Genomic DNA, 9,699 nt, shown 5'->3' on the forward strand with positions numbered 1-9,699 from the left:
CATGGACGCGACGACGGGCAGCACGGTGCGGGCCGCCGGACTGGTCCGGCAGTTCCGCACCGGCACCGAGCGGCTCACCGCCGTCGACGACGTGTCGCTGGAGGTCGCGGCGGGGTCGGTGGTGGCGCTGACCGGGCCGAGCGGCTCCGGCAAGTCCACCCTGTTGTACCTGATCGGCGCGATCGAGCAGGCCGACCGGGGCACGGTGACGGTGGACGACGTGGAGGTCACCGCACTGCGGCGGGCGGCGCTGGCCCGGTACCGCCAGCGGGTCGGCTTCGTCTTCCAGCGCTACCACCTGCTGCCGGCGCTGACCGTGCTGGACAACGTGATCGCGCCGGTGCTGCCCCGCCGGGGCCGCGCCGACCATGCGGCCCGCGCCCGCGAGTTGCTGGACGCCGTGGGCCTCGCCGGCCGGGAACGCGCGCTGCCCGCCCAACTGTCCGGCGGCCAGCAGCAGCGGGTGGCGATCGCCCGGGCGCTGATGGGCGCGCCCCGGCTGCTGCTGGCCGACGAGCCGACCGGCAACCTGGACTCGACCACCGGCGCGCAGATCCTCGACCTGCTGCTCGACCTGCGCGACCGGCACGGCATGACGATCCTTCTGGCCACCCACGAACAGGCCATCGCCGCCCGCTGCGACCGCCTGATCCGCCTCGGCGATGGCCGGGTCGTGGAGGACCTGGACCTCACCAGCGGCGAGGACCCGGCCGACACGTACGACCGGGTCAGCCGGCTGCGGTTGTAGGTAGGGGTGGGTCAGGCCACCGGGCTGGCGGTGCGGACGTACGCCGCGATGCGTTCGGCAACCGACCGGGCGGTGGCCTCGGTGGCGGCCTCGACCATGACCCGGACCAGCGGCTCGGTCCCGGACGGGCGCAGCAGCACCCGGCCGCTCTCGCCCAGCTCGGACTCGGCCCGCTCCACCTCGGCGCGGACGGCCGGGGCGGCGGCGCCCACGGTCCGGTCGCCGACCGGGACGTTGATCAGCACCTGGGGCAGCTTGGTGACCACGGCGGCCAGTTCGGCCAGGGACTTGCCCGTGGCGGCCATCCGGGACATCAGGTGCAGCGCGGTGAGCACCCCGTCGCCGGTGGTGGCGTACGCGGGCATGACGATGTGCCCGCTCTGCTCGCCGCCGAGGGCGAGGCCGGAGGCGCGCAGCTCCTCCAGCACGTACCGGTCGCCGACCTTGGTCTCGACCAGCCGGATGCCCTGCGCGGACATGGCCAGGCGCAGGCCGAGGTTGCTCATCACGGTGGCGACCAGGGTGTCCTGGGTCAGCTCACCGGCCTCCCGCATGGCCAGGGCCAGGATCGCCATCACCTGGTCGCCGTCGACCTCGTCGCCGTCGGCGGTCACCGCCACGCAGCGGTCGGCGTCGCCGTCGTGCGCGATGCCGAGGTGGGCGCCGTGCTCGACCACGGCGGCGCGCAGCGCTTCGATGTGGTTCGAGCCGCACTCGTCGTTGATGTTGAGGCCGTCCGGCTCCGCGTGGATCGCGATGACCTCGGCGCCGGCCTCCTGGTACGCGGCCGGCGCGACCTCGGCAGCCGCGCCGTTGGCGCAGTCGACCACGACCTTGATCCCGTCCAGCCGGTGCGGCACGGTGCCGACCAGGTGCTGGACGTAGTGGTCGGCGCCGTCGAGCAGGTCGTGCACCCGGCCGACGCCGGCGCCGGTCGGCCGCTCCCAGGCGGTGGCGGCGTTCGCCTCGACGGCCGCCTCGATCCGCATCTCGATCTCGTCCGGCAGCTTGTGCCCGCCCGCGGCGAAGAGCTTGATGCCGTTGTCCGGCATGGGGTTGTGCGAGGCGGAGAGCATCACACCCAGGTCGGCCTTGGCCTCCGCGGTGAGGAACGCCACCGCCGGGGTGGGCAGCACGCCGACCCGTACGACGTTGGCGCCGGCGCTGGTGAGCCCAGCCACCACGGCGGCCTCCAGCATCTCGCCGCTGGCCCGGGTGTCCCGGCCGACCACGGCGAGCGGCGGATGGCTCTTGTCCGTCTCGGCGAGCGTGTGGGCGGCGGCCACCGCCACCGCGAGCGCCAACTCCGGAGTCAGATCCGCGTTCGCCCGCCCGCGTACGCCGTCCGTGCCGAACAACCGGGCCATACCCGCCAACCTCCGATGGAACTGCCGTGAAGAAGGAGAAACGCGGAACGGCCGGGCCACCTCCCGCGAGGGGAGGCGGACCGGCCGTCCGTCAGAAGTACAAGGCGCTGCTGGTGATCAGCGCTTCGAGTACTGAGGAGCCTTACGGGCCTTCTTGAGGCCGTACTTCTTGCTCTCCTTGACCCGGGCGTCCCGGGTCAGGAAGCCGGCCTTCTTCAGGGCCGGACGGTCGTCCGGCTCGCTGACGATCAGCGCCCGGGCGATGGCCAGCCGGAGCGCGCCGGCCTGACCGGTGGTGCCGCCGCCACGCAGGTTGGCGATCACGTCGAAGGCCTCGGGCTTCTCGGCGGTGACCAGCGGATCCTTGATCAGCTGCTGGTGCACCTTGCTCGGGAAGTAGGCCTCGAGGTCGCGGCCGTTACAGGTGATCTTGCCGCTGCCCGGGACGATGCGGACCCGGACGATGGCCTCCTTGCGCCGACCCACGGTCTGGATCAGGCGGTCGCCACGAGGCGCGCGGGCGACGGGCGCCGGCGCCTCGGTGGCCTCAGGGGCAACCTCGGTGGCGGTGATGTCGGTCATGCTGATTCCTTCGCCCGCGCTCACTGCGCGATCTGCTTGATCTCGAACGGCACCGGCTGCTGCGCGCCGTGCGGGTGCTCGGCACCGGCGTAGACCTTCAGCTTCTTGATCAGCTGACGGCCGAGCTTGTTGTGCGGGAGCATCCCCTTCACGGCCAGCTCGATGGCCCGCTCGGGACGCTTGCTGAGCAGCTCCTCGTAGCCGACCTGCTTCAGACCACCCGGGTAACCGGAGTGGCGGTAGGCGATCTTCTGCTGGCGCTTGTTGCCGGTCAGCGCGACCTTGCCCGCGTTCACGATGACGACGAAGTCGCCCGTGTCGACGTGCGGCGCGAAAGTCGGCTTGTGCTTGCCACGCAGCAGCGTGGCGGCGTGGGTCGCGAGGCGGCCCAGCACGACATCAGAGGCGTCGATGACGTGCCACTGACGCTCGATCTCACCCGGCTTCGGGCTGTACGTACGCACAGGTCTACCTTGTCTCGTCGTCGGTCTGGGGTCGCGCGCCGAGGTCACCAGGCGCGCACGAACGACCAAGCGTACCTGATGCGGCACGCCTTAAAAGAATGTCGTACAACAGCAGGCAACGATACCCGGCCGCCCGGCGGCAGGTCAAAACGGGGTACCGCCCCGCGTGGCCTGCGCATTCACCCATGGCAGAGGTCACACGCCGGTCAGCTTACGCCGGCCCGGCCGCAGGTACACCACCCAGGTCACCGCGAAACAGAGCGCGTACCAGCCGATGAAGGCCAGGTAGGCGGCGTCCGCGTGGCCGGAGGCGAGGAAGGACTGCCGGAAGGCCACGTTCACCAGCACCCCGCCCGACGCGCCGACCGCCCCGGCGATGCCGATCAGGGCCCCGGAGAGCCGCCGCGCCCGCCGCTCGGCCGCCTCCCGGTCCCCGGTCAGGTCCGCCTCGGCCGCCGCCCGGGCCCGGAAGATCGCCGGGATCATCTTGTACGTCGACCCGTTGCCGATCCCGGAGAAGACGAAGAGCGCCAGGAAGCCGGCCAGGTAGAGCGGGAAGGAGCGGTCCCGGGCGGCATACAGCACCAGCCCGGCGCCGGCGGCCATCGCGACGAAGTTCCAGAAGGTCACCAGGGCCCCGCCGAGCCGGTCGGCGAGCTGGCCGCCCAGCGGCCGGATCAGCGAGCCGGTCAGCGGCCCGAGGAAGGTCAGCCAGGCGGCGTCGACCGGGGTGGGGAACCGGTCGTGGAACTGGAGCTGGAGCACCTGGCCGAAGGCGAAGCCGAAGCCGATGAACGAGCCGAAGGTGCCCAGGTAGAGCAGGGACATCACCCAGGTGTGCGGGTCGCGGGCCGAAGCGCGCAGCGCGCCCGGCTCGTTGCGCGCCCCGGGGACGTTGTCCAGCCGGCGCGCCGCGACGAGCGCCGCGAGCACGATCAACGGCAGGTAGACCGCAGGCACCAGCCGGGGGTACGCGGCCCCGGCGGTGGCCAGCACGGCCAGCCCGACCAACTGCACCGCCGGCACCCCGAGGTTCCCGCCGCCGGCGTTCAGGCCGAGCGCCCGGCCCTTGAGCCGCTCCGGGAAGAACAGGTTGATGTTCGCCATCGAGGAGGCGAAGTTGCCGCCGCCGACCCCGGTCAGGCAGGCCAGCACCATCAGGGTGGCGTACGACACCCCGGGCTCGATCAGCAGCGCCATCGGCACCGCCGGCACCAGCAGCAGCAGCGCGCTGACCACCGTCCAGTTCCGCCCGCCGAACCGGGCCACCGCCAGGGTGTACGGCAGCCGCAGCACCGCCCCCAGCGCGGCCGGCACGGCGGTGAGCAGGAACTTTCCGGCCGGATCGATGCCGTACTCCGGGCCGAGGAAGAGCACCATCACCGACCAGAGGCTCCACACGGAGAAGCCCACGTGCTCGGCGAAGATCGAGACGTACAGGTTGCGGCGCGCGACCGGGGCCCCGGTCGTCGCCCAGAACTCGGGGTCCTCCGGGCGCCAGTCGGTGATCGGCCGGCGGCCGGCAGCGGCCGGGGCCAGGGTCGTGGGGGAAGCGAGCGTGCTCACGGGCGACTCCTCCTCGTCGGCGACGAGGGGGACGCTAGGAAGGGGCGGTTTCCCGGCCGTGCCCGTCCGGCGTCGTTCCGGAAACGGAGATCGCACGTCCGTCGCGGTTCGGCGGTGAGCCGGTCAGAGCTCCTGGAGGATGCGCAGCGCCCAGCCCACCCGCTGCATGGTCTCGGTGTCGGCCACGTCCACGCACTCGGTGAACCACTTCTTCATCGGCGAGGAGATCCGGTCGGGCATCACCACGTACCCGCCCATCGGCACGGCGAGGGGTGAGTCCCGCAGCAGTGACTCCTCGACCACCTCGGCCACGATCACGATCGGCACGTCGGTGGAGTTGTAGACGTCGGAGCTGATCACCAGACCGAGGCGTTCCCGGGCACCCGAGATGCGCCAGACCTCTCCCCTATGCAGCACGCGGGCGTCCACCGCCGAAGAGGGCGTCGTCGACCATCGCGGCCTCCTGGGCGTCGGCCAGGGCCGCGGACTCCAGGTCGAGGCCGGCGCGACCGACGGCGGCGGCGTGCGCGGTGAAGACCTCGCGCAGCGCCTTCTCCCGGGCGGCCTGGTCCATCCAAGCGGAGAGGGAGAGCCCTTCCCGCTTGGCGAACCGGCGCGCCTCCTCGATCGTCTCGTCGGAGAACGACAATGTCACCTTGGCGGTCATGCCAGAGAGATTACCCGCTGGTATGACCGCCAGTCATCCACCCGCTCACCGGCCGGCGAACCGGACATCCCGGGCCGACGGTCAGGGGCGGCGGCCCCCGAAGACCGCGAAGCGCCACTCCTTGAAGAAGCAGTCCACGTCGACCAGGCCGGCGTCGGCGAGCCACCCGCACTGGGCGGCCACCGACGCGGGGCGGTCGTGCCGCATCCGCTCCCGGGCCGCGGCGATCTCCTCGGCGTCCGAGCCGAGCGCGGTGATCCGCGCGGTCCACACCTCGTCGTAGCGCCGGTCCAGCGCCGGGGTCGGACCGGCCACCTGCTCGGCGTTGACGAACACGCCGCCGGGCACCAGCACCTCGACCGCCCGCCGGTAGAGCGCCCGCTTGCCGTCGTCATCCAGGTGGTGGATGGCCAGCGCGGAGACCACCGCGTCGTACCGGCCGACGGGCAGCGGGTCGCCGAGGTCGGCCAGCACCGTCCGGTGCGGTACGCCCCGGGCGGCCAGGTGACCGGTGGCCACCGCGAGCATGCCGGGCGCGGCGTCGACCAGGGTCAGCCGGATCCCGGGGACCGTCGCGGCGAGCAGGAGGGAGAGCAGGCCGGTGCCCGCGCCCAGGTCCAGCACCTCTGGGGTACGCCCGGCGGCGAGGGCCGCCCGCAGCGGCGGCGCGGCCACCTCGACCGCGGTGCCGTAGAAGGCGTCGAAGCAGGGCACCAGCCGTCGCCGGGCCGCGTCGTAGCTGCCCGCCACCGCGTCGAACGCGTCCGCCACACTCATCGCGTCTCCCAATATTCAGGATTTTTGTCTCACATTCTAAACCCTGCGGACCGGTCCGTCACTCCCGTGCGGTGTGAGCCGCTCTTGACAGGACCGAAACAGAAGGGACCCGGACCGGAAACCGCCCGACGGCACGCTTCTCGGGCATGACAGAGGGTGCGCGGGTCGCGACGCCGCCAGGGGACCGACCCCGGGAGGCGGCCACGCACTGCCCGTACTGCGCCCTGCAGTGCGGGATGGTGCTGCGCGAGACCGGGCGGCGGATCGAGGTGACGCCCCGGCAGTTCCCCACCAACCGGGGCGGCCTCTGCCAGAAGGGCTGGACCGCGGCCGAGCTGCTCGACCATCCGGACCGGCTGACCACCCCGCTGCTGCGGGACCGGCCCGGTGGCGAGCTGCGCCCGGCGAGCTGGGACGAGGCCCTCGACCGGGTGGCCGCCGGCCTCCGCGCGGTCCAGGACCGGCACGGGCCGGACGCGGTCGCCGTCTTCGGCGGTGGCGGGCTGACCAACGAGAAGGCGTACGCGCTCGGCAAGTTCGCCCGGGTGGCGCTGGGCACCCGGCACATCGACTACAACGGACGCTGGTGCATGTCCTCGGCGGCGGCGGCCGGACTGCGCGCCTTCGGGGTCGACCGGGGGCTCCCCTTCCCCCTCACCGACCTCGGCCGGGCGGACACCCTCCTGCTGGTCGGCGCCAACCCGGCCGAGACCATGCCGCCGCTGCTGCGACACCTGACCGATCAGCGCGAGCGGGGCGGCCGGCTGATCGTGGTCGACCCCCGGCTCACCGCCACCGCCCGGCACGCCTCCCGCCACCTGCAACCGTTGCCCGGCACCGACCTGGCGGTGGCCAACGCGCTGCTGCACATCGCGCTCACCGAGGGCTGGCTCGACCGGGCGTACGTGGCGGAGCGGACCACCGGCTTCGACGAGGTACGGCGGACCGTGGCCGGATACTGGCCGGCCGAGGTGGAACGCCTCTCCGGGGTGCCGGTGGCCGACCTGGAGGCGACCGCCCGCGCACTGGCCACCGTGGACCGGGCGATCATCCTCACCGCCCGGGGTGCGGAGCAGCACGCCAAGGGCGTGGACACGGTCACCGCCTTCATCAACCTGGCGCTCGCCCTCGGCCTGCCCGGCCGCCCCGGCTCCGGGTACGGCTGCCTCACCGGCCAGGGCAACGGGCAGGGCGGCCGGGAGCACGGGCAGAAGGCCGACCAGCTCCCCGGCTACCGGCGGATCGACGACCCGGCGGCCCGCGCGCACGTGGCCGGGGTCTGGGGTGTGGCCCCCGACGACCTGCCCGGGCCGGGCGTGCCCGCGTACGCCCTGCTGGACTCGCTCGGCACCGCGACCGGCCCCCGGGCGCTGCTGGTCTTCGGCTCCAACCCGGTGGTGTCCGCGCCCCGCGCGGCCCGGGTGGAGTCCCGGCTGCGCGACCTGGACCTGCTGGTGGTGGCCGACTTCCTGCTCTCCGAGACGGCCGCGCTGGCCGACGTGGTGCTGCCGGTGGCGCAGTGGGCGGAGGAGGACGGCACGATGACCAACCTGGAGGGTCGGGTGCTGCGCCGCCGGGCGCTGCGCGAGCCGCCACCCGAGGTCCGCACGGACCTGCAGGTGCTCGCCGCCCTCGCCGCCCGCTTGAAAGGAGGGGCCCCTTGTTATCGCATTTCGCATAAGAAGGGCCCCCTCCTAACACCTGAGGAGGCGTTCCCGACCGATCCGCGGGCGGTGTTCGAGGAGCTGCGCAAGGCCTCGGCCGGCGGACCGGCGGACTACGCCGGGGTGACCTGGGAGCGGATCGACGCCGACACCGGCGTCTTCTGGCCCTGCCCGGACCCGGACGGGCCGGACACCCCTCGGCTCTTCGCCGACCGGTTCCCCACCCCGGACGGGCGGGCCCGGTTCCACGCGGTGCGCCACCGCCCGGCCGCCGAGCCGGTCTGCGCCGAGTACCCGCTGCACTTCACCACCGGTCGGGTGCTCGCCCAGTACCAGTCCGGCGCGCAGACCCGGCGGGTCGCCGCGCTGCGCCGGTCCGCACCCGGCGGCTTCGTCGAGCTGCACCCCGACCTGGCCGACCAGCTGGGGGTGGCCGACGGGGACGAGGTGCGGGTGGTCTCCCGCCGGGGCGAGTTGCGGGCGCCGGCCCGGCTCACCCCGGCGATCCGGCCGGACACCGTCTTCGCACCGTTCCACTGGCCGGGCGCGGCCCGGGCCAACTCGGTCACCAACGACGCCGTCGACCCGGTCTCCGGGATGCCGGAATTCAAGATCTGCGCGGTCCGGGTGGAGAAGGCATGAGCGAGCGAATCGTCGTCGTCGGCTATGGCATGGCGGGCGCGCGGGTCGCCGCCGAACTGCACACCCGGGGCGGGGACCGGAAGGTCACCGTCCTCGGGGCGGAGCCGTACCGGGCGTACAACCGGATCATGCTCTCCACTTTGCTCGCCGGAAAGATCGACGAGCCGGACGTGGAGCTCACCGAGGTCGCCGGGCAGGGCGTGGACGTGCGGACCGGGGTGGCGGTGACCGCGATCGACCGCGCCGCCCAGGAGGTACGCACCGCCGACGGCGACCGGCTCGGCTACGACCACCTGGTCCTCGCCACCGGCAGCCGGGCGGTGGTGCCGCCGCTGCCCGGCCTCGACCCGCTGCCCGCGCGGGTGGTCCCGTTCCGCACCCTGGACGACTGCCGGCGCATCCTCGCCGCCGCCCGGGGCGCGCGCAGCGTCCTGGTGCTGGGTGGCGGGCTGCTCGGGCTGGAGGCGGCCCGCGGGCTCGCCGCCCGAGGGCTGGCCGTGACCGTGGTGCATCCGTTGCCGTGGTTGATGGAACGACAGCTCGACCCGACCGCCGGCGAGGTGCTCGCCGGCACCCTCGCCGGGCTGGGGGTGCGTACCGAACTGGCGGTCTCGGCCACCGCGGTGGCCGCCGGCGGCGACCGGGTCCGCCTCGACCTCGCCGACGGCCGCGCGCTCACCGCCGACCTGCTGGTGCTCTCCTGCGGCGTACGCCCCGACACCGGGCTGGCCGCCGACGCCGGGCTGGCCGTCGAGCGGGGCGTGGTGGTGGACGACCGGATGCGGACCAGCGACCGGCGAATCTCCGCGATCGGCGACTGTGCCCAGCACGACGGGGTGCTGACCGGGCTGGTCGCGCCGGCCTGGGCACAGGCCCGGGTGGTGGCCGAGGTGCTGGCCGGGGCGGACCGGCTGATCCGGTACCGGCCCCGCCCGGTGGTGACCCGGCTCAAGGCGGCCGGCATCGACCTGGCCGCGATGGGCGACGCGACCGGCGCGACCCCGGCCGACGGCACCGGCGACGGCGGGCCGGTCGAGGAGCTGACCTTCGCCGACCCGGCCCGGGGCACGTACGCCCGGCTGCGGATCCGCGACGAGCGGCTGACCGGCGCGATCCTGCTCGGCGACAACCCGGCGGTCGGCACGGTGGTGCAGCTCTTCGACCGGGGTGCCCCGGTGCCGGCGGACCGCCGCTCGCTGCTGCTCGGGCGGGCGTTCGGCGG

The 9,699-nt window shown here is 73.7% G+C and carries 10 protein-coding genes; 3 read left to right on the top strand and 7 right to left on the bottom strand.

Features of this window, described 5'->3' with window-relative positions:
* Position 1: 1 nt before the first annotated feature.
* Positions 2–748 (top strand): ABC transporter ATP-binding protein, encoded by a 747-nt coding sequence (locus ONA70_RS16585; protein ID WP_265007341.1) that lies wholly within the window; start codon positions 2–4, stop codon positions 746–748.
* Between the two features lie 11 nt (positions 749–759).
* On the opposite strand, the gene glmM is transcribed toward ONA70_RS16585, so the two are convergent.
* The 7 genes from glmM to ONA70_RS16620 form a co-directional block, all read right to left on the bottom strand.
* Positions 760–2,115, bottom strand: a complete 1,356-nt coding sequence (glmM, locus tag ONA70_RS16590; RefSeq protein WP_265007342.1) for a phosphoglucosamine mutase — start codon at positions 2,113–2,115, stop codon at positions 760–762.
* Between the two features lie 117 nt (positions 2,116–2,232).
* Positions 2,233–2,697 carry a 30S ribosomal protein S9 gene (rpsI, locus tag ONA70_RS16595; RefSeq protein WP_265007343.1) on the bottom strand — a complete coding sequence of 155 codons (465 nt, stop codon included), beginning with the start codon at positions 2,695–2,697 and terminating at the stop codon, positions 2,233–2,235.
* Between the two features lie 20 nt (positions 2,698–2,717).
* On the bottom strand, positions 2,718–3,161 hold the full coding sequence (gene rplM / locus ONA70_RS16600) for a 50S ribosomal protein L13 (protein WP_148793545.1): 444 nt from the start codon (positions 3,159–3,161) through the stop codon (positions 2,718–2,720).
* A gap of 195 nt (positions 3,162–3,356) precedes the next feature.
* Positions 3,357–4,727: a nitrate/nitrite transporter gene (locus ONA70_RS16605; RefSeq protein ID WP_265007344.1), complete on the bottom strand. Its 1,371-nt coding sequence runs from the start codon at positions 4,725–4,727 to the stop codon at positions 3,357–3,359.
* Between the two features lie 123 nt (positions 4,728–4,850).
* Positions 4,851–5,156, bottom strand: a complete 306-nt coding sequence (locus ONA70_RS16610; RefSeq protein WP_265007345.1) for a hypothetical protein — start codon at positions 5,154–5,156, stop codon at positions 4,851–4,853.
* Entirely contained in the window at positions 5,134–5,394 is a 261-nt protein-coding gene (locus ONA70_RS16615; protein WP_265007346.1) for a DUF6364 family protein, read from the bottom strand. The genes ONA70_RS16610 and ONA70_RS16615 overlap by 23 nt, the downstream gene beginning before the upstream one ends.
* Positions 5,395–5,475: 81 nt before the next feature.
* Positions 5,476–6,171 (bottom strand): class I SAM-dependent methyltransferase, encoded by a 696-nt coding sequence (locus tag ONA70_RS16620; protein ID WP_265007347.1) that lies wholly within the window; start codon positions 6,169–6,171, stop codon positions 5,476–5,478.
* A 146-nt stretch (positions 6,172–6,317) separates the two neighbouring features.
* On the opposite strand from ONA70_RS16620, the gene ONA70_RS16625 reads away from it, so the two are divergent.
* Together ONA70_RS16625 and ONA70_RS16630 are read left to right on the top strand one after the other, a co-directional pair.
* Complete coding sequence (locus ONA70_RS16625; protein WP_265007348.1) at positions 6,318–8,477, top strand: molybdopterin oxidoreductase family protein; 2,160 nt, start codon at positions 6,318–6,320, stop codon at positions 8,475–8,477.
* On the top strand, positions 8,474–9,699 hold a 1,226-nt coding region (locus ONA70_RS16630; protein ID WP_265007349.1), incomplete at its 3' end, for an NAD(P)/FAD-dependent oxidoreductase. The genes ONA70_RS16625 and ONA70_RS16630, both read left to right, overlap by 4 nt.

It is taken from the genome of Micromonospora yasonensis (assembly GCF_026013475.1).
GTDB lineage: Bacteria > Actinomycetota > Actinomycetes > Mycobacteriales > Micromonosporaceae > Micromonospora > Micromonospora yasonensis.

Coding starts and splice junctions, on each gene's coding strand:
- ONA70_RS16585 (WP_265007341.1), top strand. CDS start 2: ATGGACGCGACGACGGGCAGCACGGTGCGGGCCGCCGGACTGGTCCGG.
- glmM (WP_265007342.1), bottom strand. CDS start 2,115: ATGGCCCGGTTGTTCGGCACGGACGGCGTACGCGGGCGGGCGAACGCG.
- rpsI (WP_265007343.1), bottom strand. CDS start 2,697: ATGACCGACATCACCGCCACCGAGGTTGCCCCTGAGGCCACCGAGGCG.
- ONA70_RS16615 (WP_265007346.1), bottom strand. CDS start 5,394: ATGACCGCCAAGGTGACATTGTCGTTCTCCGACGAGACGATCGAGGAG.
- ONA70_RS16620 (WP_265007347.1), bottom strand. CDS start 6,171: ATGAGTGTGGCGGACGCGTTCGACGCGGTGGCGGGCAGCTACGACGCG.
- ONA70_RS16625 (WP_265007348.1), top strand. CDS start 6,318: ATGACAGAGGGTGCGCGGGTCGCGACGCCGCCAGGGGACCGACCCCGG.